Genomic DNA, 23,351 nt, shown 5'->3' on the forward strand with positions numbered 1-23,351 from the left:
TTTTTGCTTTATTTTGGGTATAAAAAAGGGCGCCAAATGGCGCCCCGCTTATAATGGTGATGCTTGATGTCTTAAACGTTCAACATGACACATGTCTTTATGGCACATGTCTTTATGACACGGTCCTTATGACATAGCCTTTGGTTAGCGGCGCGAGAGGAAGCTCCCACGCCTGCTCACGGCTTACCCATTTGGCTTCAGCGATTTCAGCGGCCGCCTCTACCGGCTCATCAATCACCAGCCCATAGAGCTGCGCTTCAATCGTCATGCCAGGCTCATTCGCCGCCGGGGCCTTCTGTACGCCCAAAGGAAGCAGCCGGTCTTCAGTGACATGCAAACCGAGCTCTTCTTTAAGCTCACGACATAGTGCTGCCAGTGCCGTTTCACCCAGGTCGATCTTACCGCCCGGCTGCATAAAGAAAGCGGTGCCCTGTTTACGCACCAGCAGCAGTCGACCATCCAGGTCACTTACAACCGCCGCTGCGATTTTCAGTACACTGGCCGTGTTTGGCGTTACATCTGGCATGGCCCTTCCCTCTTTTTACCGCTTACCGGATGAGACTATTAAAACTCCCAGTCATCATCTTCAGTGGCAATGGCTTTGCCAATAACGTACGAGGAGCCAGAGCCTGAGAAGAAGTCGTGGTTTTCATTCGCGCTGGGCGACAGAGCCGCCATAATCGTCGGGTCAACGTCGGTCACGCTACTGGGGAACAGCGGCTCATAGCCCAGGTTCATCAGCGCTTTGTTGGCGTTATAATGAAGAAATTTCTTCACATCTTCCGACAGCCCCACTTCGTCATACAGTGACTCGGTGTAGCGCACTTCATTATCATACAGCTCAAGAAGCAGCTCATACGCGTAATCCTTGACTTCCTGCTGACGCTCGGGCGTGGCTTCTGCCAAGGCTTGCTGGAATTTGTAGCCAATGTAGTAACCGTGTACCGCTTCATCGCGAATAATCAAACGAATAAGATCAGCGGTGTTGGTTAGCTTGGCGTGGCTGGACCAGTACATGGGCAGATAGAAGCCCGAATAGAACAAAAAGGACTCCAAAAATACGCTGGCCACCTGGCGCATCAACGGGTCATCAGAGCGATAGCGCTCCAGAATCAGTTCTGACTTAGCCTGGAGCGTGGGATTCTCTTCACTCCACCGGAAGGCATCGTCCACATCGCGCGTGGCGCATAGCGTCGAGAAAATCGAGCTGTACGAACGCGCATGCACCGACTCCATAAACGCAATATTGGTGTATACCGCCTCTTCATGGGGTGTGCGAGCATTTTCCATTAGCACCGGAGCACCAATGCTGCTTTGGATCGTATCCAGCAGCGTCAGGCCTGTAAACACGCGAATGGTTAGCTGCTTTTCCTGCTGGGTCAGTGTGTTCCACGATTGAATATCGTTGGAAAGCGGCACTTTTTCCGGCAGCCAAAAGTTACTGGTCAGGCGATTCCATACTTCAAGATCCTTGTCATCCTGAAGACGGTTCCAGTTGATCGCATTCACCCGCGATAAGCGTTGCGTGGTAGTCATGAAATAACTCTCATTAAAAGCGCCGTATTACATACGGCGCATCAAGTACAGAATATCAAATGCTGGCAATTTGCCAGGCACGGGTATTAAAGCGTGCAGGAAACACAGCCTTCCACTTCAGTACCTTCCAGCGCGCTTTGGCGCAGACGAATGTAATAGAGCGTTTTAATACCTTTTCGCCACGCGTAAATCTGCGCCTTATTGATATCACGCGTTGTCGCAGTGTCCGGGAAGAACAGCGTCAATGAGAGCCCCTGATCAACGTGCTTGGAAGCCTCAGCGTAGGTATCAATAATCTTCTCAGGGCCAATTTCATAAGCGTCCTGGAAGTAATCAAACGTGGACTCGCTCAAGAACGGCGCAGGGTAATAAGCACGCCCCAGCTTGCCTTCTTTACGAATCTCGATCCTGGCCGCTACCGGGTGGATACTTGAGGTCGAGTGGTTAATATAGGAAATAGAGCCCGTGGGCGGCACCGCCTGCAAGTTGCGATTATAAAGGCCGTGGGCCATTACCGAAGCCTTGAGCTCCTGCCAGTCCTGCTGAGTAGGCAGCGTGATGTCGCTACGCTCGAACAGGCCGCGTACTTTATCGGTGCGTGGCAGCCACTCCTGGTCGGTATATTTATCGAAGAACTCGCCCGTTGCATATTTGGAGTCTTCAAAGCCTGCAAACGTATCGTTATGCTCAATCGCCAAGCGGTTCGATGCGCGGATGGCATGAAAGGCGATGCAGTAGAAATACAGGTTGGTAAAGTCCAACCCCTCTTCAGAGCCATAATAAATGTGTTCGCGAGCCAGGTAACCGTGCAGGTTCATCTGACCAAGACCAATAGCGCGTGACTTGGCATTACCTTCGGCAATAGAGGGTACGCTACGTAGATTGCTCATTTCAGAAACCGCGGTTAACCCGCGAATGGCGATCTCAACGCTTTCGCCAATATTGCCGGCGTCCATTACCTTGGCGATGTTCATCGATCCCAGGTTACAGGAGATATCCTGCCCCATTTGGCGATAGCCAAGATCATCGTCGTATTCGGTAGGTGTGTTGACCTGCAGAATTTCCGAGCACAGGTTACTCATATTGATACGACCAGCAATCGGGTTCGCCCGGTTGACCGTATCTTCAAACATGATGTACGGGTAGCCCGACTCAAACTGCAGCTCTGCCAGTGTCTGGAAGAATGCCCGCGCATTGATTTTGTGCTTACGGATGCGCGCGTCCGCGACCATCTCATGGTATTTCTCGGTAACGCTGACGTCGCCAAACGGGACGCCATAAACACGCTCAACGTCGTAAGGCGAGAACAGGTACATATCGTCATTACGCTTGGCAAGCTCAAACGTAATATCCGGAATCGTCACGCCCAGCGACAACGTTTTAATGCGGATTTTCTCGTCAGCATTTTCACGCTTGGTATCCAAAAAGCTCAGGATATCGGGGTGGTGCGCATTCAGATAAACCGCGCCAGCGCCTTGGCGAGCACCCAGCTGGTTCGCATAGGAGAAGGCATCTTCCAAGAGTTTCATGATCGGGATAATACCCGACGACTGATTTTCAATACGCTTGATGGGTGCGCCGGACTCACGGATATTGCTCAACAAAAAGGCAACACCGCCGCCCCGCTTGGAAAGCTGTAGCGCTGAGTTAATCGAGCGACCGATCGACTCCATGTTGTCTTCAATACGCAGCAAGAAGCACGATACCAACTCACCGCGCTGCTGCTTGCCGCAGTTCAGGAAGGTAGGCGTCGCTGGCTGGAAACGACCGCTGATTATTTCATCAACCAAGGATTTTGCCAGCGCTTCATCGCCGCGCGCCAGGGTCAGTGCCACCATGCATACGCGGTCTTCATAGCGCTCAAGGTAACGCTTACCGTCGAACGTTTTTAGCGTATAGCTGGTGTAGTACTTGAAGGCACCTAAAAAGCTTGGAAAACGGAATTTGTAGGCATACGCCTGCTCAAACAACGCTTTAACAAAAGCGAAGCTGTATTGGCCGAGCATCTCCGCTTCGTAATAGCCCTCTTCCATCAGGTAATCGAGCTTTTCTTCCAGCGAGTGGAAAAAGACGGTGTTCTGGTTAACATGTTGCAGGAAGTACTGACGTGCTGCTTCACGGTCTTTATCCAGCTGTAGCTCACCGTTGGCACCGTACAAATTAAGCATCGCGTTTAGCGCGTGGTAATCCAAAGTACGCGCTTCGGAAGCTCCCGTAGCCGGCCGTTTGGGTTCAGCCTGGTTTTTCGTGACTAGGTTTGTCGTTTCCAAAACTCTTCTACTCCTTTGCGAACCTTGGCCACGTCATCGTCGGTGCCAAATAATTCAAATCGATACAGCAATGGCACACGGCACTTTTCTGCAATAACGCGACCAGCCAGGCCATACGCATCACCAAAATTAGTGTTACCGGCAGCAATGACGCCGCGAATAAAGCGTCTATTCTGCTCATCGTTAAGAAAGCGAATAACTTGCCCTGGCACCGCACCTTTTGCCTCGCCGCCCCCGTAGGTGGGCGTGATTAATATATAAGGTGCTGTGGCATGTAGCGTCGGTTCATCACGCCCTAGCGGAAGACGCTGTGCGGCCAGACCAAGTTTTTGTACAAAACGATGAGTGTTACCTGATTTGGTGGAGAAATAAATTAGGCTGCCGACCTGGGGTGTTGCAGCGGCGGCGTTCACCAACATAGCAATTTTACGCCAACGCTTGGATACGGTCCGGGCGGAAACCCGACCAGTGATCATCACCAGCAACGACCACTGGAAGCTGGCGGTAGCCAAGGGCTTCTACTTCTTGCTGGGCACCTGACTCAGCGGTGATATCAATAACGGTATACGCTAGACCCTGTTTATCCAGAGCACGGTAGGTAGCAGTACACTGAACACAAGCAGGCTTGCTATAAATCTGGATTGCCATGGTCATTTTCCCCTTTTCATAGCGGTATTTTTCGGGCAGAGCATATCTAGTACCTCCCCCCCTCTGAAGACATCACACATACTATATATAGACCATGGGAAAATCAATTCAAGCATATATAGTATTTTTTCATCCACAGGTTATTGACAGCTCATGCCCAGCCTACGGTCTGGAAACAAAAAAACCGCCCCACAGAGGGGGCGGCATTGTGCAGGCGCCAGCGGCTGGCATCCTGCCCGACATAGCGCTAAATTAAGCGATAGCAGCCTGATAGCGACGCTCTACGTCTTCCCAGTTAACGACGTCGAAGAACGTAGCAACGTAGTCAGGACGCTTGTTCTGATACTTCAGGTAGTAGGCGTGCTCCCATACATCCAGGACGAGCAGCGGCGTGTTGCCGTGCATCAACGGGTTATCCTGGTTCAGCGTATTTTCAACAACCAGCTTTTTCGCGGGAGTCACGGAGAGCCATGCCCAGCCGCTACCAAAACGACCTACGGCTGCCTTTTTGAACTCTTCCTTGAAGGAGTCCAGGCCGCCTAGTTCGCTATCAATAGCATTGGCAACATCGCCCTGAGGCTGACCACCACCGTTCGGCGACATCATTTGCCAGAACATGGAGTGGTTGGCATGGCCGCCGCCGTTGTTAATAACCGCTTGACGCTTGGCTTCCGGCACACGGTCCAGGTTTGAGACGAGCTCTTCAATCGCAACGTCCTCAAGGCCTGTGCCCTCAAGTGCAGCGTTGAGGTTATTGACGTACGTTTGGTGGTGACGCGAGTGGTGAATTTCCATGGTCATCGCATCAATATGCGGCTCGAGTGCGTCATAAGCGTACGGCAGTTCGGGAAGTGTATGTGCCATATTATCATCTCCTTGAGTGGCTTGCGTTGCGTTCATCATGATAGGTGTGGTCAGCCCACACCTTTTTCAACCGCTTTGGCGGCACTTTCTCACATTGCCCGTACTTTAGCCAACTACGGGCAGTTTATCTAATTTACTCTCCTAAAAAAGCCGGCTTTTAATAAGCCGGCTTGGGTAAACCAAGTCAATCCAGAAACGCCTTACAGCTTGCTCTCAAGTTCAGGCAGAATCTCGAACAAATCGCCTACCAGACCATAGTCCGCTACTTGAAAGATCGGTGCTTCATCGTCTTTATTAATCGCGACAATGACCTTGGAGTCTTTCATGCCCGCCAAATGCTGAATGGCGCCCGAAATACCTACGGCAATATAGAGATCAGGTGCCACGATCTTGCCGGTTTGCCCGACCTGCATGTCGTTAGGAACAAAGCCTGCATCTACCGCTGCCCGTGAGGCGCCTACGGCCGCCCCCAGCTTGTCGGCGATACCGTCCAGCAGCTTGAAGTTCTCGCCATTGCCCATGCCGCGGCCGCCTGAAATAACCACTTTGGCGCCACCCAGCTCGGGTCGGTCGGACTGTGCAAGTTCTTCTTTAACAAAGCTTGACTGGGTATTTTCAACCACCACATCGACCGCTTCTAGCGTAGCGCTGCCGCTGCTGGCAACGGCATCAAACGCGCTGGAGCGTACGGTAATTACTTTCAGCGCATCATCACTTTTCACGGTGGCGATGGCGTTCCCCGCATAAATGGGACGCAGGAAGGTGTCAGCGCTCTCAATGCCAATGACGTCGGAAAGCTGGCTAACATCTTTTAGGGCAGCCAAACGCGGCAACACATTTTTACCGGTTGTGGAGGCGCTCGCCAGCACATGGGTGTAACCACTGGCTAACTCCACCAGCAGCGCGCCCATGGGCTCAGCCAGTTGGTAAGCGTAAACAGCGTTATCTGCAACCCGCACCTTGCTGACGCCATCAAGCTTGGCGGCTGCTTCAGCGGCAGCCTGGACGCCCTCTCCAGCCACCAGAACGTCAATATCGCCACCGATGGCTTTGGCGGCAGCTACCACGTGAGCGGTGGCGCTGGCGAGTTGGCCGTCATTGATATCGGCAAGTACCAAAATGCTCATTAGATCAGCTCCTTTCAAAGCACTTATCTTGAAGAACTTATCTCAAAGAACTTTTCTTAAAGAACTTTGGCTTCGTTTTTTAGTTTATCGATCAATTCATCCACCGACGCAACCTTAATACCGCCTTTACGTTCTGCCGGGGACTCGACTTTCAAAAGGCTTACCCTGGATGCCACCTCAATGCCGTAATCGGCAGGGGTTTTGACGTCCATCGGTTTCTTTTTAGCCTTCATGATATCCGGCAGCTTGGCGTAGCGTGGCTCGTTCAAGCGCAAATCGGTTGTCACAATGGCAGGCAGCGTCAGCGCAACAGTCTGCAAGCCGCCATCGATTTCACGGGTAACGTTAACCGTATCACCATCAATGGCCACTTCTGAGGCGAACGTGCCTTGCGGCAAGTTGGTTAAGGCAGCCAGCATCTGGCCCGTCTGGTTATTGTCGGTGTCGATCGCCTGCTTACCCAGGATGACCAAGCCGGGCTGCTCTTCGTCAACCACCTTGGCCAGCAACTTGGCAACTGCTAGCGACTCAACTCGCTCGTCGGTTTCGATGTGAATAGCGCGGTCAGCACCCAGCGCCAGCGCGGTACGCAGCTGTTCCTGGGCGGCTTTGGGGCCAACGGTGACGGCCACCACTTCAGTAGCAACGCCCTTCTCTTTTAGGCGTACCGCCTCTTCCACCGCAATTTCGCAGAAGGGATTCATGGCCATTTTGACATTGGTAAGATCAACGTCAGAGTGATCTGCTTTGACGCGGATTTTGACGTTATAGTCGATGACGCGTTTAACCGCGACGAGTACTTTCATAGGTTCCTCGCTTGGCTGGTGGCAAAAGCCGTTAACCAAAGTCGGCACCCGCCCAGCGGACACCGCTTATAAAAGAGTCAGCCTCGCCATACGCGATGACGATGCCGAAGAGATTCATGCAAGCGTTTGATAGGCACGCAGTTACAAAACCTTGTTAATTTGCCACAGCCTGCCCAATGGCAACAATACCCATTCGCTACCGCTATAGTCGAACAATCACCAAACAGGGCTACGTTTGGGCCACTGAGCATGAAACGCGCTTTTAGCATCGTAGGCGTGACCTGACCACGGTATTATGCCTATCATGGAGCATAACCAGAAGCAAACGACCGTTTTATATTAAGGCCGTGTTTTTATAAGGCACTGCACTTATGAGAATAAGGAGAGACCAGGTGGAAAATGTTGAACGCGACGTCATGGACTTTGATGTAGTGATTGTAGGCGCGGGTCCTTCTGGGCTTGCCGCTGCCTGCCGCCTGATGCAGCAAGCAAATGAAGCCGAACAAGAACTGACCGTTTGTGTCGTGGAAAAAGGCTCTGAAGTCGGTGCGCACATTTTATCTGGCGCGGTGTTTGAGCCACGGGCGCTCAATGAACTCTTTCCCGACTGGCAAGAGCGTGGCGCCCCTTTGAACACTCCCGCCATTCGCGATGATGTTTACCTGCTCAAAGATGCCCAAAAGGCACAGAAGCTGCCCAATTCGCTGGTCCCCAAAAGCATGCACAATACCGGCGGTGATCAAACGCGCTACGTGATCAGTGCTGGTAATCTGTGCCGCTGGCTTGCCGAGCAAGCTGAAGCGCTGGGTGTTGAAATTTTCCCCGGCTTCGCCGCCCAGGACGTCATTATTGAAGAAGATGCCGTACGCGGCATTTTGATAGGCGATATGGGCGTCGCCGCTGACGGCACGCCGAAAGATGGCTATATGCCGGGCATGGAGCTGCGTGCCAAATACACGCTGTTTGCTGAAGGCGCGCGTGGTCATTTAGGCAAACGCTTAATCAAGCATTTTTCCCTTGATGCTGGACGCGACCCGCAACACTACGGCATTGGCCTAAAAGAGCTCTGGGACGTTCCCGCTGACAAGCATGAACCCGGGCTTGTGGTTCACGGTTCTGGCTGGCCGCTGGATAAAGATACCTCTGGGGGCTGGTTCCTGTATCACGCTGAAAACCAGCAGGTAGTGGTTGGCCTGATTATGGATCTTTCCTATCAGAACCCCTGGCTTTCGCCGTTTGATGAATTTCAGCGCATGAAGCATCACCCGGCGCTTAGCCAATATCTGGAAGGCGGTAAGCGTGTAGCTTACGGCGCCCGAGCGCTCACCAAAGGAGGTTTTAACTGCCTGCCTAAAATGACGTTTGCAGGCGGCCTACTAATTGGCTGTGATGCAGGAACCCTTAATTTCTCCAAAATCAAAGGCCTGCATACCGCCATGAAGTCAGGCCTGGTGGCCGCTGAAAGCGTTTTTGAAGCCCTAAAAGCAGGTGATGAAGGCGCGCAAGAACTGGCTAGCTTTACCCAAAAGTGGGAAGCCAGCTGGGCTTACGAAGAGCTTAAAGAAAGCGCAAGCTTTGGACCCGCCATGCATAAGTACGGCACCGTGGGTGGCGGCGCTTACAACTTTGTTAATCAGTTGCTGGGCAACAAGCTGCCCAATGTTCACGACACGACCACTGATTACGGCGCTCTAAAACCGGCGGCTGAGTTTGAAAAAATCAATTACCCCAAGCCGGACGGAAAGCTCTCGTTTGATAAGTCCTCTTCGGTGTTTCTCTCCAACACCAATCACGAAGAGGACCAGCCGTGCCACCTGCACCTGGACGATCCTGACATTCCGATTAAGCACAACTTACCCAAGTATGCCGAGCCGGCCCAGCGTTACTGCCCTGCAGGCGTGTATGAAGTGGTAGAGGATGATGCTGGGCAGCCACGTTTTCAGATCAACTTCCAGAACTGCGTGCACTGCAAAACCTGTGACATTAAGGACCCGGCCCAGAATATTACCTGGGTAGCGCCTGAAGGCGGCGGCGGGCCCAACTATCCCAATATGTAAGCTGTAAACAGCAGGCGCCAAACAGAGCCACTTGCACCGCCTAACAGTTAGGCGGATTGCACAGGTGGCTCTAATCGCTCAATGGGTGCGCGGCGAGCAATTAAACGTCGCCTGCCTGCTTGAACAAAACGCACATCAATGACCGGATCAGAGGGATTACCTTCTACCGAGGCAATCTCTCCCTCACCAAAAACGGCGTGATGCAGCCGCTGTCCGGGGTAAAAGTGCTCCCCTGGCGCATAAGCGGCCTGGGGCTCCTTCACCTCGGGCGCCGTTAACGTAATATCGTCACGCCCTAACCGCTCAAGATAGCGTTGTACAATCGCTGGCGAAGCCGCCCGTAACACAGCGCTTGTGGGCTCGCTCTTCGCTAGACACTCGGCAACCTGCATGCTGTCCTGCCATGCGCTTTCAGCAATAAAGCGACTTGGACGATGCGAGCCACCATCGTGCATAACCAGAAGCTGCTCTTCTGCGCGAGTAATCGCGACATAAAAGAGTCGGCGTTCTTCTTCAAGGCGCTCATCGCTCAGTGGCGTATCCCGGCTATAATGCGGGAAGTCTTCCTCATTGACGCCGGCGACTACCACAAGCGGCCACTCCAACCCTTTGGCACCATGCACGGTTGAAATCAGGACACCCCCGGCCTGGTTTTCAACCGGACGCTCTAATAACGCTATAAAGGCGTCCGGATCAGGCACGCTTTGAGCCTGTTCGATCAGCACATCCAAAAGGCGGACGTCCTCTTCGCCTTTATCCCGCCGGGCTGCGGCACGCTTTAGCGTTTTTTCAGCGTCGATGCTTTCCACCACATGGCTAAGTAATTTAGCGGATGGCCATGCACGTAGCCGGGGAAGCTCACACAATAACGTCCAGCGTTTTTTTAACGTACGCCGTTGAAGCGGCTTTAGCTCAGTAAGCACGGGGTCATGCCGTTCTGGCCACTCTTGCGTAGTGGCCAACTGGTAGGCCAAGCGCTGTAGCCGTTCCCGCGCGACAAAAGGCGTTGGCTGAGAGAGCAGTAACAGCAAGTGTTCTGGGTCGTGGAGAAGCTCAGGACGGCGAGATAGCTTTAAGTAACCCACTAACGCCTGCGCCAACGGTAAGCGAAAAACAAAACGATCTTCACGCAGTAAGCGAAAGGGGATGCCGGCCTGCAATAACGCCAGCTGGAACGGCACGGAAAGTGCCCAACTGCGCACTAACAGGCTGACCTGGTGAAAAGTGCGCCCCTGCGCACTCCAATCCATCAAGGTATCCAGCAGGACAGCACTTCCCTGCCCAACCGACACCCGCGTATGCGGATTATTTGCCGCCGCTAAACAGAGCTGATCGGGGCGTCGTTGATTGGCAACAATCGCATGATTCGCGGTTAATGCCAGCGCATGCCCATGGCGAAACGTCGTTGATAGTGGGTAATCGGTGGGCTGCCCGAAGGTCGCGGTAAAATCCTCCAGCATGGTGTCCGGTCGCGCACCACGCCACTCGTAAATGCACTGATTGGCATCCCCTACCGCCATAACCGCCGCCGTGCTACCCGCCAATACCGCAAGGAGGCGTTGCTGCGCCGCGTTGATATCCTGATACTCATCAATAATGACGTGGTCCAAAAAGCCTTCCACACGCTGGCGTAACGTAGCGTCAGCTTCCAGCGCCTGGAGCGGCCGATACAGCAAATCGGCGTAGGTCATAAGACCTTCATCCGCGAGCATTCGCTCTGCTTCGTTAAACGCGCTGGGGAAGTAATCAGTGTCCGGCTCGTAGTTAAGCCGCTCATAAAGTGCTTGAGGTTCGGCCATTTCTGCTTTGACCAGATTACAAAAATGCGCCAGCGCCTCCAGGCGCTCGCCCTCAATGGCCGCATCGCGCCGCTCAACGCTTTCACGCAGTACATGTAAACTGGCCTGGCGAAGCAAGCGCTCCAACTGCCAGTCAGCCGACAGCAATCGGCGTGGTGCGAGCACTCCCCAACGGCACAGACTTTGGGTTAATCGATGCCCCAGCGAGTGAAAAGTACGCACCGCAGGCAGCGCCTGCCCGAAGGGGGCCATGCTTACCAAGCGTTGATGAAAATCATCCCGTGCTGAGCGGTTAAACATCAATATCAACATCCGCTTGGGCGCAACCCCACCGGCCAGCAGATGCAGCACTCGGGCTGCCATGGTGGTGGTTTTACCCGCACCGGCGACTGCCGCTACTCTGGCATGGCCGTTTTCATGATGGACAACAGCGTGTTGTTCTGCGGTTAACTTCACAAAGCCTCACTCGGTGCGCCATTATCGCCGCCAGCGGCGTCCTCAGCATCCACACAGCCGAGTGGAAACCACTCACCGGCGCTCCACACACCGACTTCACACTGGCCATTAGCCAGTGTTTTCATACTTGCTGCATCAACCAGTTGATAAAACACATGGCGATGTAATCGGGCGGATAACCCATACCGGACAGCAATTTCCGGCAGCATCTCGCCACCTTGAGTCTCGCTGAACGCTAGAGGGTGTGTCGCGTCAAGGCGCACGACATCTTCAAACTGGGTCGTAAACCACCAGGCATCCTCATGAAAGTCGGCCTCAACAGCCACAAAAGGCAAATCGTCTACCTGGAGACACCAGCGCTCAACAGGCGTCACTAGGCAGTAGCCTTCCGGGTCGTGGCGCAACAGCGAGGATAGCAAACGCGCAACATCAGGGCGGGCAAACGGCTGCCCTTCGTGTAACCAGGTGCCGTCTGCTTGAATCACAATATTGATATCGCCAGACAGCGCTGGCCGCCACTGATCCACAGGCGGAATAGTGGCCCCACTTTGACGCTGCTGCAGGAGTCGATCAATATTCATTGCATCCGCCTTGCGCTAAATACCGCTTAACGTGAAGACACGAGCCCAGACTGCGCCAGGGCTTGTTTAACATGCGCAGGCGCATCGGGTACGGCCGCTTTAAACAGCTGAAAGAAGTTGGCCGTCGTTTGCATGGCCACTTCATCGACGCTGATGCCCCGCGCTTTGGCGATGCACTCTGCCACTTCAACAACCCACGCAGGTTCGTTGGGTTTGCCACGGTAAGGCACAGGGGCCAAGTAAGGACTATCGGTTTCAATAAGCAGACGATCCAGCGGCAGTTGGCGGGCCAATTCACGCAGCGACGCCGCGTTATTAAAGGTAATAATACCGGACAACGAAATATAGAAGCCAAGCCGCACCGCTTCACGCGCCATGTCCAAGTCTTCAGTAAAGCAGTGGAGCACACCACCGACACGTGGATCGCTATATTCTCGCAACAAGGCAAGCGTGTCTTCCTTGGCTTCCCGGGTATGCACGATAACGGGCAACTCAAGCTCGCGGGCAGCGATCAAGTGCTGCTTAAAGCGCTCATACTGCACCGCAACCGGCACGCTTTCCTGATAGTGGTAATCCAGCCCGGTTTCACCAATGGCAATGGCGCCGTACTGCTCTGCGGCTTCTTGAATATCACTCGCCACTGGCTCTTGCACAGGCGTATGCAGCGGATGAAGGCCCGCCGAAATAGCGACGTCGCTATGCTCACGAGCAATCGCAGCGAGCCCGGGCATATCCTCAAGGCTCACTGAAATCGCCAAAAACTGGCTAACGTTTGCAGCTCTAGCCGCGTTTAACGTGGCGGCGATATCACCACCATGCGTGTGCTCCGACAAACGATCCAAATGACAGTGCGAATCAACAAACATGAACGTCTCATCAACCAAAAAGAGAAATAAAAAAGGCAGGATAACGCTAAAGCGTCAATGAGGGAGCCGTATGATCATCAGCTTCCAGCAGCATTTCGATGTGCTCGCGCAGAGCGCTATCCTTAAAGCTAAAGTGAACGCCAATTCCCGCAACACGCTGGCTACTTATCTCGTCAGGCGATACCCATACGACATCACCCGAAACCGTCAGGTGCTCACACTCACCTGGCAACGTGAGCAATAAAGTGACCTGATCACCCAGTGCATAGGGCGTTTTAGTCGGTACAAACAGGCCTCCACGCTCCAAAAACGGCATATAAGCTGAAAATAGCGTAGACGTATCAGGCACGGTGAGGGCAAGGGCTTTTTGAATACTCATATCAACCTCGCTAGCCGGTAAATCCATGACCACCATCGTAACGACATGACTAGAAGGTGATGGTTGAAATCCATAGCCAACGCAATAACGCTATGAGCGCAGAAGCGCTGCCCAACGCACTAGCCATGCTTCAAGCACCAGTTGCGGGTTTGGATTGGCTCCAACCGCTAACAGGCGCCGCTGCTCTCGGGCGTAATCCAGCAAACGAAACCAATCCTGCGCACGGCCATTTTTGACCGCTTGGCGGTAAAGGGGTTCTAAATCGGGATTGTGCAGTACGCTTGCTTCACCTGAAATACCCAAGCGAATTAAGTCTTCAAGCCATGCAATACCGTACCACAAGATAGCGTCAATCGCTTGGCGGTCCAGCCGTGCGGCCTCCGATACCGGCTCAGCGCCTCGCACCAATTGCTCAAAGCAGTCATGAATCTGGTGGCGTAATGCCCGCTCTTCAGGCGAAGCTAATTCAGCCGCCAAAAGCGGCAAACCACCCGACACCCGCCACCAAAAATACGCCTCTTCCTCACCGCCCAACTGTTCGATTAACCAACTGCGACACGCAGTAAAAGGCACACTGGGAAACGACCACTGCTGGCACCGGGAACGAATAGTCGCCAACATGCGAGATGGCACATCAGAAAGCAGAATAAACAGCGTTTTAGCGCCAGGCTCTTCCAGGCTTTTAAGCAACGCATTGGCCGCGGCGATGTTCATGCTCTCGGCCGGTGAAAGAACAATCACACGATAACCGCCCTGTTGGGCGGTCTGTGAGACAAACCGATTAACCTCGCGAATAGGGTCAATACGTATCTGGCGCTTGCCTTCTTCCGGCGAAACCCGCAACAGGTCCGGATGATAACCCGACGCCAGCATGGAACAGCTATGACACTGGCCGCATGCCAGCACATTCGGGCTTGCGCACAACGTGCGGGCAATTAGCGCCTCTGCCAGCTGCTGCTTACCCACACCGTGAGCGCCACTTAACAAAATGGCATGGGGCATACGCCCCTCATCTGACAGCCGCACCAACTGCTGCCATGTGGCCTCATGCCAAGGCAGTAGACCACTTAACGCCATAGCGCTATCCGTTCGGCGAGCACATCCTGAATATCGGCTTGTACGCTAACCAGCGACTGATGGGCATTAATGAGCGCAAAGCGCTTAGGCTCAGCACTGGCACGCTCCAGGTAGGCGTCACGGACAGCTTGAAAGAACTCGCCCCGCTCTTGCTCAAAGCGGTCACGCTGCTCATTTTGACTGTTAAGCCGTGACTCCAGGCGCGACTGCGCCGCCGTTAACGGCATATCAAGCAGTAACGTCAGATCTGGCGTTAGCCCCTTCTGCACAAAGGCTTCAAGCTGGGCAATGCGCTCAACCGACATACCCCGCCCGCCGCCCTGGTAGGCAAAGGTCGCGTCAGTAAAACGGTCGCATACCACCCATGCACCGCGCTCCAATGCAGGCACTATTTTTTCGGCCAGATGCTGCGCTCGCGCGGCAAACATGAGTAACAGCTCAGCATCGGCGTGCAATGGCTCCTGGGGAGCAGGGTCCAGCAGTAGCGCGCGGATCGCCTCGGCGCGCGGCGTCCCCCCCGGTTCGCGGGTGCTCACCACGTCAAGACCTTGCGCTTCCAGCGCTGCGACCACAAAAGCCATATTGGTGGATTTACCTACGCCCTCACCGCCTTCAAGCGTAATAAAGCGTCCCCGCTTGGTCATTGCCATCCCTTAATCAACGCGTGCATCGTTGAGATTAACTTCATGAAAACCGACACTTTGGGTCAGCGGTTGCGAATATAGCGATTAACTGCATTATTGTGCTCACGCAGCGTACGCGAAAAGTGGTGTGTGCCGTCCCCCTTGGATACGAAGTAGAGCGTCTCGCCAGGCAGAGGATCAACCGCTGCTTCAAGCGACGCTCGCCCCGGCATGGCAATTGGCGTGGGCGGCATGCCATCAATCACATAGGTATTGTAAGGCGTGGCTTCACGCAGGTCGGCATAGGTAATGCGCCCTTGATACCGGTCGCCCATACCGTAAATCACGGTCGGATCAGTTTGCAGGCGCATGCCCTGCTCCGTCCGGCGCTTAAAGACACCGGCGATCTCACGCCGTTCTTCAGGCGCGCCTGTTTCACGCTCAATCAGCGATGCCATAATAAGCGCCTCATAAGGCGTCTCAATAGTCAGGTCATCGGAGCGTGCGGCCCATACCTCTTCTAAAATGTTTTCCATCCGCACCAACGCTTGGCGCAAAATATCGACGTCACTCATACCCAGGTGGTAGCGGTACGTATCGGGGAAAAACCAGCCTTCTGGAAAGGTGCCTTCTCTATCCAGCAAGGTCATTATTTCTTCATCGCTCAACTCCGCCGTGCGATGTTCCAGCTTGGGTGCGTTATTGAGCAGGTCGCGTAGCTGACTAAATGAGCGTCCTTCTGGAAGCGTCAGCGGATACGTCACCACGCGGTTACTGCCTAACAGCGCCAGCATTTCCAGCCCGTTCATGCCAGGCGTTAACTCATATTCGCCCACGCGAAGACGGGGAATACGTTCGGGCTGAACCCGAGCCAATATTTGAAAAGCCCAGGCATCCTCAAGAATTCCTTGCGCCTCCAACTGCGCAACCACCTGATTAAAGCCTGCTCCAGCAGGCACTTGATATAAAACAGGGGCTTCTAAAGCAAGAGGAGCTTCTAATCGGCTTTGCCAATAAAAATAGCTGCCTGCGACGCCAACGACGCCCAATACCAGCATAATTCCAACAGCGGCCAGTAACCGTTTCAACGTATCACCTCAACAAAATAGGTCAGGGCTTGCGGTATAAGTTGACGCATAGCCAAGCAGACGATGCGCCCGTGTTTGGAACTTATCGGGCTGATTAATTGGCCAACGCTGCAGACAAACCGCATCTTCAGACAATAACGTCGCCACTGGCCATACGCCCTGTACGGAGTTCGCTACCCAAGCGCGCTCAACGGCGGGTAAGGCCTCAAGGGTAAGATTAGCTTCACGCACAGCGCCTTCAGCAATTAACGCGGCACGCAATGTACCGGCCACGCCACACATATCGAGTGGCGGCGTAAACAGTTCACCGTGTTGCTGCCAAAACAGGTTCATACTGGTCGCCTCGACCAACTGCCCTTGAGCGTCCGCCAGCAAACCTTCGGCAATCGACACATCCTGCCACTCTTGTCGGGCCATTACATTTTCGAGGCGGTTTAAATGCTTGATACCAGCCAAAGCCGGTTGGTGAGCCAAGCGTATGCGGCAGGTACGCACCGTCACGCCGCTTTTCCAGCGCTCAACCATAGGGGCGAAAGAAGTCCGCCGACTTAGTAAACGGGGTGTTGGTGTATCAGGTAATGCATACCCCCTTCCACCACTACCCCGAGTAACAATCAGTTTTAATACCTCAAGCGGTGCCGTGGCGTCTCCCTGCCAAGTGGCATCAATCGCCTCTTGGCAGGGAACCGGAATACCGAGCCGCTGGCATCCCTTCACCAACCGTGCCACGTGGTATGTCCACAGCACCGGTTTACCGTTACGTAGCAGCACCGTTTCGAACACACCGTCCCCATACGCCAGCCCGCGATCATCAAACGGCACCTGAGGCAGGGTCATCTTGCGTTATACCTTTTTAAACAACAGCGAGCCGTTGGTGCCGCCAAACCCAAACGAGTTGGACAAGGCAACATCGATGCGCATGTTACGCGCCGTGTGCGGCACATAGTCCAAGTTGCAGCCTTCTTGGGGGTTATCCAGATTAATCGTTGGCGGTGCCACCTGATCACGAATGGCCAGAATGCTAAACACCGCTTCAACAGCGCCAGCAGCCCCCAACAAATGGCCAATCATGGATTTGGTAGAACTTACCGCCACATCCTGAGCAGCGCTGCCCATTACCCGTTCAACAGCCCGGCTTTCGGCCAGGTCGCCAGCGGCCGTAGAGGTTCCATGCGCGTTAATATAGTGCACTTCGGCAGGGTCCATTTGAGCATCTTTAATCGCATTGCTCATGGAGAGCGCAGCCCCGCGACCATCTTCAGGCGGTGCCGTCATGTGATAGGCATCATCACTCATGCCAAACCCGACAAGCTCGGCATAGATATTCGCGCCACGTGCTTTGGCATGCTCGTACTCTTCAAGTACCAGTACACCGGCACCATCAGAAAGTACAAAACCGTCGCGATCCTTATCCCACGGACGGCTTGCCGCTTCGGGATTATCATTACGCGTTGAAAGCGCTCGGGCGGCAGAGAAGCCTCCCAGGCCAAGTGGCGTCGTTGCCATTTCAGCACCACCGCAGACCATGACATCCGCATCCCCATAGGCAATCGTGCGTGCACTATAGCCAATGTTGTGCGTACCGCTGGTACATGCGGTGGTAATAGCGATGTTAGGCCCTTGAAAGCCATGTTGAATCGCCAAATTTCCCGAGATCATATTGATAATAGAGCCCGGCACGAAAAAAGGTGATACGCGACGAGCGCCACCCTTGTTAAGCGCATTGTGGTTATGCTCGATCATGGGCAGGCCACCAATACCTGACCCCATGGCTACCCCAATACGCGGTGCATTCTCTTCTGTACAGGTAATGCCAGCATCCTGAATTGCCTGCGCGCCAGCCGCCATGCCGTACTGAATGAACAGGTCCATCTTGCGGGCTTCTTTGGGATTCAGATAAGGACTAATATCAAAATTCTTAACCGAACCACCAAAGCGTGTATTGAAGCTACTTGTATCAAAGTGCTCAATGGGCGCTATGCCGCTCTTACCAGCCGTAATATTCGCCCATGTTTCATCCACGTTATTGCCCACTGGGGTCACCAGGCCTAACCCAGTTACCACTACCCTTCTTCGTGCCATTAGCTTTCCTCCAGGCATCCATGGTGACTCGACCCATCCGGGTCATTTTCAGTAGAAATCAGATGACTAGTATAACGGAGATTGAACGTTATGTTCACGGTGAAGCACAAAGCAAAAAAGCCGCCCTTTAAAAGGGCGGCTTTTAAGGGGGGTGCTAGCACCACACCCTCGTTTGATGCATCAACTTGCCCTTACTGGTGGGCGTTTACGTAGTCGATGGCTTCCTGAACTGTGGTAATTTTTTCCGCTTCTTCATCAGGAATTTCAGTATCGAACTCCTCTTCCAAAGCCATTACCAGCTCAACAGTGTCAAGCGAGTCAGCACCCAGGTCTTCAGTGAAAGAAGAGCTGTTCTGGATGTCTTCTTCTTTAACGTTCAGGCGCTCTGCTACAACTTTCTTAACGCGCTCTTCAATAGTACTCATTAACGTACTCCAGTCGTTCACATTAGCCGTTTTGGATAACCAGCTATTTGGAAACCGCAAGCCAAAAGCTGCGGGGTAGTTTATAGACGCCCTTAGGCAGACGCAACCGCTAAGCCTAAGGCCATCAACGCATATTCATGCCGCCGTTTACATGCAGGGTCTCACCGGTAATGTAACTTGCAGCATCACTGGTAAGAAAACCGACAGCGGCAGCTATCTCTTCCGGACCGCCCAGGCGAGCCAACGGAATTTGCTTCAGCAGCATTTCATGCTGCGCTTCCGGCAACGCTTGTGTCATATCGGTCGCGATAAAGCCAGGCGCCACTGCGTTAACCGTAATGGCACGTGAAGCCACCTCACGCGCCAACGCACGGCTAAAACCTTCCATACCCGCTTTCGCAGCTGCATAGTTAGCCTGACCCAGGTTACCCATGGTCGCCACTACAGAGCTGATGGATACGATACGCCCAAAACGCGCCTTGGTCATGCCTCGCAGGCACGCCTTGCTTACACGATAGACGGACTTGAGATTGGTATCCATCACCGAATCCCACTCATCCTCTTTCATGCGCATCAATAAATTATCACGCGTAATACCGGCGTTATTAACTAAAATTGTCGGCGCACCAAAGCGCTCCGTGATGACCTTAAGCACGTCATCAATGCTTGCCTGGTCCGTCACATTAAGGCAAAGGCCAGCACCCTCAATGCCGTTTTGCTGCAAATCGGCATCAATTTTTTGTGCCCCGGACTCACTGGTCGCGGTTCCGATCACGATACGGCCCTGACGGCCCAGCTCGTGAGCAATCGCTCGACCAATACCACGACTGGCACCAGTAACAAGCGCAACTCGGCGTTCTTGCGTCATAATTTTTTGCCTTTAACTATTGGCTTTTTAACCACGTAAATAAGCAAGGATAGCGAAAATTTAGCGAACTAGGCGTCACTAGTCTGCGCTTCACGTGCCAGCTCAAGCGCCGCATCCAGGCTGTCAGGATCATTGACTGCCAACCCTTTAGCGCCACGGACAATGCGCTTGTTAAGCCCTGTCAGCACTTTACCTGGGCCACACTCAATAAACACATTAACAGACTGAGCAGCCATGGCTTCAACGCATGCTGCCCAACGCACCGGCTGATAAAGCTGCTCGATCAACCGCGTACGCAGCGTATCAATGTCGGCATGCGCCTGCGCATCTACGTTTTGAATAACCGTGTAACGTGGCGCTCGAAATTCGACACTTTCCATAGCGGCGGCCAAACGCTCGGCAGCTGGACGCATCAGTTCACAATGCGAAGGCACCGAAACCGGTAGCGCCATTGCACGCTTGGCACCCGCCTCCTGACACGCCACAATCGCCCGCTCAACCGCAGCGGCACTTCCGGCAATTACGACCTGGCCCGGCGAATTATAATTAACGGCCGAAACAATATCCCCCTGCGCAGCACTGGCGCAAGCGGCTTCAACCGCACTATCTTCCAAACCGAGAATAGCCGCCATACCGCCCTCACCGACCGGTACAGCGTCCTGCATGGCTTCGCCGCGAAGGCGAACCAGCTGAACGCCTTCAGCAAAGCTCATCACACCCGCACACACCATGGCGCTATATTCACCCAGGCTGTGCCCGGCCATGACAGTAGGCCGAGGCCCTTCAAGCTCCTGCCACACCCGCCAAATTGCAACACTAGCAGAAAGCAGCGCAGGCTGCGTGCAAGCGGTCGCGTTTAGCGCGGCCTCGGGGCCTTCCTGGACGACTTTCCACAAGTCGTAACCAAGTGCATCCGAAGCTTCCTCAAATGTTGTTCCCACTACACTATAGCGTTCGGCTAGCTCACGCAGCATTCCAAGCTGCTGAGAGCCTTGCCCGGGAAAAATGAGGGCAAGGGGTTGAGACATGTCGTTCACCTTTGCTCTTTAGGCATTTGCTCATTTGAGCGATAAGCGTGGCTATGGCTACATCCTGCTGTCACCCATAGCCCGCAAAATAAGTTCTAACCTTTTATTATCGAGCACTTTACCTAGTAGCACTCTGCGCCCATACCCTACACCATGGTGTACACATAAGCGCCTTCCTTAATGACTGAAAATGGTATTAACGGCGCTCCCAACGCCCTGCCATACGCGCGGGTAGATTATGCTCCACCTCATGCACAGCACGCTGGATCGCATAATAAAAACCCTCTGCCTGGGTACCACCATGGCTTTTCACTACGATGCCCTTCAAACCAAGCAGGCTTGCTCCATTGTAGCGTACAGGGTTTAATTCTTGCTTTAGATAGCGCAACACAGGCTTGGCCAGTAGGCTTGCCAAACGACCGCTTAGGCGCGATTCAAACGCCATCTGGACACGCTCAACCAGCATACGAGTCAAACCTTCGCTTGCTTTGAGTACGGCATTCCCGACAAAGCCATCACACACCACCACATCAAGCTTGCCTTCAAAAAGATCACCACCTTCGGCATACCCCTGATAGGCAAAGGCGGACGCATCAGGATATTCGCGCAGAAGCCGGTCTGCTTCGCGCACATTCGCACTCCCCTTGGTAGCTTCCGCCCCCACATTAAGCAGCGCGACACGGGGCAGGCTTACATTATCAACGCACTGCGCCATGGCAGCACCCATGACGGCAAAATCAACCAACCGGTGCGCGGGCGAATCCACGTTCGCGCCCAAATCCAGTAAATAGCAGCGACGGCCATAGCGGGCCGGAATCGCAGTACTAATGGCAGGCCGTGAAATACCTTTAAGCGTTCCCAGCTCACGACGAGCAAGCGCGACCAACGCAGCCGTATTGCCCGCGCTTACGCCAGCGACTGACTCGCCCAACCGAAGACTCCGCAACATACACGCCATACTGCTTGCCTGGCCATGACGAAGCGCCCAGGCAGCACTGGAGGCCTGAGAGATGCTTAAAGGGGCATCACTAACCGCTAAACGTGACGCTGCCGCAGCCAGAGGCTGCGGCAAGCGTGAAAGCTCAGCAATAATATGCTGACGCGGACCAAACAGAGTCAATTCAAGACCAGGATGTTCAATCACTGCTCTTGCAGAGCCTTCGATAACCGCATGGGAGCCTTGATCGCCTCCCATCACATCAATCGCTAGGCGCATGCAGCACCCACTCTATTTGGCCGCTTAACAAGGTAGTTAAGGCTTATACCTCAACCACCTTGCGACCACGGTAGAAACCATCTGCAGCGACATGGTGACGCAGGTGCGTCGTACCGGTTTCTTTGTCCTGAGACAGCGTCGGCGCGCTCAGCGCGTCGTGGCTACGACGCATACCGCGCTTGGAACGAGTCTTACGGTTCTTTTGAACTGCCATGGGTGTTTACTCCAGGGTGTGTAGGGTAAATAACGCTTACTTTTTGCCCTTTAAGGCATTAAGCACTGCGAAAGGGTTCGTGGCCGGCGTCGCTTCTTCTGACGTGCCGTCTGTCTTGCTGACCAGCTGCTCCGCCGAGACATGGCATTCGGTCTCATCGTGATAGACCACCTGCGGCAGACTGAGGATAAGTTCATCCTCAACTACCGTTAGTAGATCCAGCTGTTCTTTTTCCACCAGCACCGGTTCATGACTGGCAGGCAGCTCGGCGGCCAAGGCCTCGTCACTGATCATTCCAAGCAGGAAGTCACTGGACACGTCTTGGCTCAGCGGCACCAGGCAACGACGACATGGCAATGCCAGCGTCGCTTGCAAATGGCCACGAATTTCACGACGACCTTGGGCATCCACACCAAACTCAAGGACAACATGACAGTCGCCCGTTTGGTCACCTGCCTCTTCGGCAAGCCGTGGCAACGAATTCAGTGCCACTACGCCTTCTAGTCGTTCGCGGCGGGCTGCAAGCTTATAAGGCTCAACCCGGCTGGGGAGTTGTGAGGTCAACATAGGCGCGCAATGATAGGCACTCCCCCCGCTGGTGTCAAAGCTTCAACTCAATTCTTCATGGTTTATCGCACATTTCCCCATGACTTATCGCCCACACCCGCAAATTAGGCACGCCCGCTGGCTTTCGCTACACTCCCCTTTTATTCCAAATCGCTTAGGAGAAATGGCGTGCCGCTTACTCAAAACGCATCGCTGGTGCTGGGCTCAAGCTCGCGCTGGCGACGAGAGCTGTTGGAACGCTTACAGCTTCCCTATCAGTGCTATTCGCCTGATATTGACGAAACACCTCGTGCCAATGAGTCCCCCAAGGCACTTGTACATCGTTTAGCGCTCAGCAAAGCCAACGCCGTGGCGCCCCACTTCCCCAATCACTACATCATCGGCTCAGACCAGGTAGCACTCTTTGAAGGCGACATACTGGGCAAGCCTCACACCCAGGAACGCGCCTGCGCCAACCTGGCGCGTTTTTCAGGTCAGCGCGTGACTTTTTTAACCGGGTTAGCGCTGCTTGATACCCAAAGGCAACGCCACTACACCCACATAGAGCCTTTCGACGTTATCTTTCGGCAGCTGACCACACGCGAAATTGAGCGCTACGTCACCCTTGAGCAGCCACTGGACAGCGCTGGCAGCTTTCGAATGGAAGGATTGGGCATCACGCTGTTTGAAGCGTTAGAAGGGCGTGACCCGAACGCCCTGATCGGACTTCCGCTTATTGCGCTGTGTAATATGCTGCGCCAAGTGGGCATGGACCCACTTGACGGTTAAGCTCGG

Annotated in this window: 25 protein-coding genes; 2 read left to right on the plus strand and 23 right to left on the minus strand. The window is 53.9% G+C overall.

The window, feature by feature from the left end; translation table 11 throughout:
• Positions 1 to 112: 112 nt before the first annotated feature.
• From ACT3RQ_RS00275 to ACT3RQ_RS00310, 8 genes are all read right to left on the minus strand, one after another.
• Positions 113 to 526 (minus strand): NUDIX hydrolase, encoded by a 414-nt coding sequence (locus ACT3RQ_RS00275; protein WP_193053755.1) that lies wholly within the window; start codon positions 524 to 526, stop codon positions 113 to 115.
• A 38-nt stretch (positions 527 to 564) separates the two neighbouring features.
• Complete coding sequence (gene nrdF / locus ACT3RQ_RS00280; protein WP_087109253.1) at positions 565 to 1,536, minus strand: class 1b ribonucleoside-diphosphate reductase subunit beta; 972 nt, start codon at positions 1,534 to 1,536, stop codon at positions 565 to 567.
• Between the two features lie 86 nt (positions 1,537 to 1,622).
• The gene (gene nrdE, locus ACT3RQ_RS00285; RefSeq protein WP_253926942.1) at positions 1,623 to 3,806 is read right to left on the minus strand and encodes a class 1b ribonucleoside-diphosphate reductase subunit alpha; all 2,184 of its coding nucleotides are present in this window, start codon (positions 3,804 to 3,806) and stop codon (positions 1,623 to 1,625) included.
• A complete protein-coding gene (nrdI, locus tag ACT3RQ_RS00290; RefSeq protein ID WP_444679739.1) occupies positions 3,788 to 4,225 on the minus strand; it encodes a class Ib ribonucleoside-diphosphate reductase assembly flavoprotein NrdI in 438 nt (145 codons plus the stop codon). The genes nrdE and nrdI overlap by 19 nt, the downstream gene beginning before the upstream one ends.
• Before the next feature lie 7 nt (positions 4,226 to 4,232).
• Entirely contained in the window at positions 4,233 to 4,454 is a 222-nt protein-coding gene (nrdH, locus tag ACT3RQ_RS00295) for a glutaredoxin-like protein NrdH (RefSeq protein ID WP_087109257.1), read from the minus strand.
• 252 nt (positions 4,455 to 4,706) lie between these two features.
• Positions 4,707 to 5,318 (minus strand): superoxide dismutase, encoded by a 612-nt coding sequence (locus ACT3RQ_RS00300; RefSeq protein ID WP_193053757.1) that lies wholly within the window; start codon positions 5,316 to 5,318, stop codon positions 4,707 to 4,709.
• A gap of 200 nt (positions 5,319 to 5,518) precedes the next feature.
• Complete coding sequence (locus ACT3RQ_RS00305; protein WP_172116385.1) at positions 5,519 to 6,445, minus strand: electron transfer flavoprotein subunit alpha/FixB family protein; 927 nt, start codon at positions 6,443 to 6,445, stop codon at positions 5,519 to 5,521.
• A gap of 56 nt (positions 6,446 to 6,501) precedes the next feature.
• Complete coding sequence (locus ACT3RQ_RS00310) at positions 6,502 to 7,251, minus strand: electron transfer flavoprotein subunit beta/FixA family protein (RefSeq protein ID WP_192526376.1); 750 nt, start codon at positions 7,249 to 7,251, stop codon at positions 6,502 to 6,504.
• A gap of 392 nt (positions 7,252 to 7,643) precedes the next feature.
• On the opposite strand from ACT3RQ_RS00310, the gene ACT3RQ_RS00315 reads away from it, so the two are divergent.
• A complete protein-coding gene (locus tag ACT3RQ_RS00315) occupies positions 7,644 to 9,308 on the plus strand; it encodes an electron transfer flavoprotein-ubiquinone oxidoreductase (protein WP_192526375.1) in 1,665 nt (554 codons plus the stop codon).
• A gap of 47 nt (positions 9,309 to 9,355) precedes the next feature.
• On the opposite strand, the gene ACT3RQ_RS00320 is transcribed toward ACT3RQ_RS00315, so the two are convergent.
• The 15 genes from ACT3RQ_RS00320 to ACT3RQ_RS00390 all read right to left on the minus strand — a co-directional run bounded on the left by ACT3RQ_RS00320 (position 9,356) and on the right by ACT3RQ_RS00390 (position 22,577).
• Positions 9,356 to 11,563, minus strand: a complete 2,208-nt coding sequence (locus ACT3RQ_RS00320; RefSeq protein ID WP_444638903.1) for an ATP-dependent helicase — start codon at positions 11,561 to 11,563, stop codon at positions 9,356 to 9,358.
• A complete protein-coding gene (locus tag ACT3RQ_RS00325; protein WP_444638901.1) occupies positions 11,560 to 12,144 on the minus strand; it encodes a DUF1285 domain-containing protein in 585 nt (194 codons plus the stop codon). The genes ACT3RQ_RS00320 and ACT3RQ_RS00325 overlap by 4 nt, the downstream gene beginning before the upstream one ends.
• 26 nt (positions 12,145 to 12,170) lie before the next feature.
• A complete protein-coding gene (locus tag ACT3RQ_RS00330; protein ID WP_444638900.1) occupies positions 12,171 to 13,010 on the minus strand; it encodes a TatD family hydrolase in 840 nt (279 codons plus the stop codon).
• Between the two features lie 46 nt (positions 13,011 to 13,056).
• Positions 13,057 to 13,389, minus strand: coding sequence for a PilZ domain-containing protein (locus tag ACT3RQ_RS00335; protein ID WP_444638899.1), 333 nt, complete (start codon positions 13,387 to 13,389; stop codon positions 13,057 to 13,059).
• Positions 13,390 to 13,479: 90 nt separating this feature from the next.
• A complete protein-coding gene (locus ACT3RQ_RS00340; RefSeq protein ID WP_193053762.1) occupies positions 13,480 to 14,466 on the minus strand; it encodes a DNA polymerase III subunit delta' in 987 nt (328 codons plus the stop codon).
• Positions 14,457 to 15,110 carry a dTMP kinase gene (gene tmk, locus ACT3RQ_RS00345; RefSeq protein WP_441677068.1) on the minus strand — a complete coding sequence of 218 codons (654 nt, stop codon included), beginning with the start codon at positions 15,108 to 15,110 and terminating at the stop codon, positions 14,457 to 14,459. Before tmk ends, ACT3RQ_RS00340 begins: the two co-directional genes overlap by 10 nt.
• 62 nt (positions 15,111 to 15,172) lie before the next feature.
• Positions 15,173 to 16,177 (minus strand): endolytic transglycosylase MltG, encoded by a 1,005-nt coding sequence (gene mltG, locus ACT3RQ_RS00350; RefSeq protein WP_444679740.1) that lies wholly within the window; start codon positions 16,175 to 16,177, stop codon positions 15,173 to 15,175.
• Between the two features lie 9 nt (positions 16,178 to 16,186).
• Positions 16,187 to 17,014 carry an aminodeoxychorismate lyase gene (gene pabC / locus ACT3RQ_RS00355; protein WP_444679741.1) on the minus strand — a complete coding sequence of 276 codons (828 nt, stop codon included), beginning with the start codon at positions 17,012 to 17,014 and terminating at the stop codon, positions 16,187 to 16,189.
• A gap of 6 nt (positions 17,015 to 17,020) precedes the next feature.
• A complete protein-coding gene (gene fabF, locus ACT3RQ_RS00360) occupies positions 17,021 to 18,259 on the minus strand; it encodes a beta-ketoacyl-ACP synthase II (protein ID WP_444679742.1) in 1,239 nt (412 codons plus the stop codon).
• Between the two features lie 191 nt (positions 18,260 to 18,450).
• Positions 18,451 to 18,684 carry an acyl carrier protein gene (acpP, locus tag ACT3RQ_RS00365; RefSeq protein ID WP_008956801.1) on the minus strand — a complete coding sequence of 78 codons (234 nt, stop codon included), beginning with the start codon at positions 18,682 to 18,684 and terminating at the stop codon, positions 18,451 to 18,453.
• A gap of 124 nt (positions 18,685 to 18,808) precedes the next feature.
• Entirely contained in the window at positions 18,809 to 19,552 is a 744-nt protein-coding gene (gene fabG / locus ACT3RQ_RS00370) for a 3-oxoacyl-ACP reductase FabG (protein ID WP_193056301.1), read from the minus strand.
• A 68-nt stretch (positions 19,553 to 19,620) separates the two neighbouring features.
• A complete protein-coding gene (fabD, locus tag ACT3RQ_RS00375; protein ID WP_444679743.1) occupies positions 19,621 to 20,580 on the minus strand; it encodes an ACP S-malonyltransferase in 960 nt (319 codons plus the stop codon).
• Positions 20,581 to 20,776: 196 nt separating this feature from the next.
• Positions 20,777 to 21,796: a phosphate acyltransferase PlsX gene (gene plsX, locus ACT3RQ_RS00380; protein WP_193053765.1), complete on the minus strand. Its 1,020-nt coding sequence runs from the start codon at positions 21,794 to 21,796 to the stop codon at positions 20,777 to 20,779.
• A gap of 43 nt (positions 21,797 to 21,839) precedes the next feature.
• Positions 21,840 to 22,010 carry a 50S ribosomal protein L32 gene (rpmF, locus tag ACT3RQ_RS00385; RefSeq protein WP_087109291.1) on the minus strand — a complete coding sequence of 57 codons (171 nt, stop codon included), beginning with the start codon at positions 22,008 to 22,010 and terminating at the stop codon, positions 21,840 to 21,842.
• 36 nt (positions 22,011 to 22,046) lie between these two features.
• On the minus strand, positions 22,047 to 22,577 hold the full coding sequence (locus ACT3RQ_RS00390) for a YceD family protein (RefSeq protein ID WP_087109293.1): 531 nt from the start codon (positions 22,575 to 22,577) through the stop codon (positions 22,047 to 22,049).
• A 168-nt stretch (positions 22,578 to 22,745) separates the two neighbouring features.
• Here ACT3RQ_RS00390 and ACT3RQ_RS00395 point away from each other — a divergent pair, with 168 nt between their 5' ends.
• On the plus strand, positions 22,746 to 23,345 hold the full coding sequence (locus tag ACT3RQ_RS00395; RefSeq protein WP_193056297.1) for a Maf family protein: 600 nt from the start codon (positions 22,746 to 22,748) through the stop codon (positions 23,343 to 23,345).
• The last annotated feature ends 6 nt before the right edge of the window (positions 23,346 to 23,351 follow it).

It is taken from the genome of Halomonas sp. AOP43-D1-4 (assembly GCF_052446175.1).
Classification (GTDB): domain Bacteria; phylum Pseudomonadota; class Gammaproteobacteria; order Pseudomonadales; family Halomonadaceae; genus Vreelandella; species Vreelandella citrativorans.

Excerpts from the sequence above, each read along its gene's own strand:
- ACT3RQ_RS00275 (WP_193053755.1), bottom strand. The coding sequence starts at position 526 with ATGCCAGATGTAACGCCAAACACGGCCAGTGTACTGAAAATCGCAGCG.
- nrdF (WP_087109253.1), bottom strand. The coding sequence starts at position 1,536 with ATGACTACCACGCAACGCTTATCGCGGGTGAATGCGATCAACTGGAAC.
- nrdI (WP_444679739.1), bottom strand. The coding sequence starts at position 4,225 with ATGTTGGTGAACGCCGCCGCTGCAACACCCCAGGTCGGCAGCCTAATT.
- nrdH (WP_087109257.1), bottom strand. The coding sequence starts at position 4,454 with ATGGCAATCCAGATTTATAGCAAGCCTGCTTGTGTTCAGTGTACTGCT.
- ACT3RQ_RS00300 (WP_193053757.1), bottom strand. The coding sequence starts at position 5,318 with ATGGCACATACACTTCCCGAACTGCCGTACGCTTATGACGCACTCGAG.
- ACT3RQ_RS00305 (WP_172116385.1), bottom strand. The coding sequence starts at position 6,445 with ATGAGCATTTTGGTACTTGCCGATATCAATGACGGCCAACTCGCCAGC.
- ACT3RQ_RS00310 (WP_192526376.1), bottom strand. The coding sequence starts at position 7,251 with ATGAAAGTACTCGTCGCGGTTAAACGCGTCATCGACTATAACGTCAAA.
- ACT3RQ_RS00325 (WP_444638901.1), bottom strand. The coding sequence starts at position 12,144 with ATGAATATTGATCGACTCCTGCAGCAGCGTCAAAGTGGGGCCACTATT.
- ACT3RQ_RS00330 (WP_444638900.1), bottom strand. The coding sequence starts at position 13,010 with ATGTTTGTTGATTCGCACTGTCATTTGGATCGTTTGTCGGAGCACACG.
- ACT3RQ_RS00335 (WP_444638899.1), bottom strand. The coding sequence starts at position 13,389 with ATGAGTATTCAAAAAGCCCTTGCCCTCACCGTGCCTGATACGTCTACG.
- ACT3RQ_RS00340 (WP_193053762.1), bottom strand. The coding sequence starts at position 14,466 with ATGGCGTTAAGTGGTCTACTGCCTTGGCATGAGGCCACATGGCAGCAG.
- tmk (WP_441677068.1), bottom strand. The coding sequence starts at position 15,110 with ATGACCAAGCGGGGACGCTTTATTACGCTTGAAGGCGGTGAGGGCGTA.
- pabC (WP_444679741.1), bottom strand. The coding sequence starts at position 17,014 with ATGACCCTGCCTCAGGTGCCGTTTGATGATCGCGGGCTGGCGTATGGG.
- fabF (WP_444679742.1), bottom strand. The coding sequence starts at position 18,259 with ATGGCACGAAGAAGGGTAGTGGTAACTGGGTTAGGCCTGGTGACCCCA.
- acpP (WP_008956801.1), bottom strand. The coding sequence starts at position 18,684 with ATGAGTACTATTGAAGAGCGCGTTAAGAAAGTTGTAGCAGAGCGCCTG.
- fabG (WP_193056301.1), bottom strand. The coding sequence starts at position 19,552 with ATGACGCAAGAACGCCGAGTTGCGCTTGTTACTGGTGCCAGTCGTGGT.
- fabD (WP_444679743.1), bottom strand. The coding sequence starts at position 20,580 with ATGTCTCAACCCCTTGCCCTCATTTTTCCCGGGCAAGGCTCTCAGCAG.
- plsX (WP_193053765.1), bottom strand. The coding sequence starts at position 21,796 with ATGCGCCTAGCGATTGATGTGATGGGAGGCGATCAAGGCTCCCATGCG.
- rpmF (WP_087109291.1), bottom strand. The coding sequence starts at position 22,010 with ATGGCAGTTCAAAAGAACCGTAAGACTCGTTCCAAGCGCGGTATGCGT.
- ACT3RQ_RS00390 (WP_087109293.1), bottom strand. The coding sequence starts at position 22,577 with ATGTTGACCTCACAACTCCCCAGCCGGGTTGAGCCTTATAAGCTTGCA.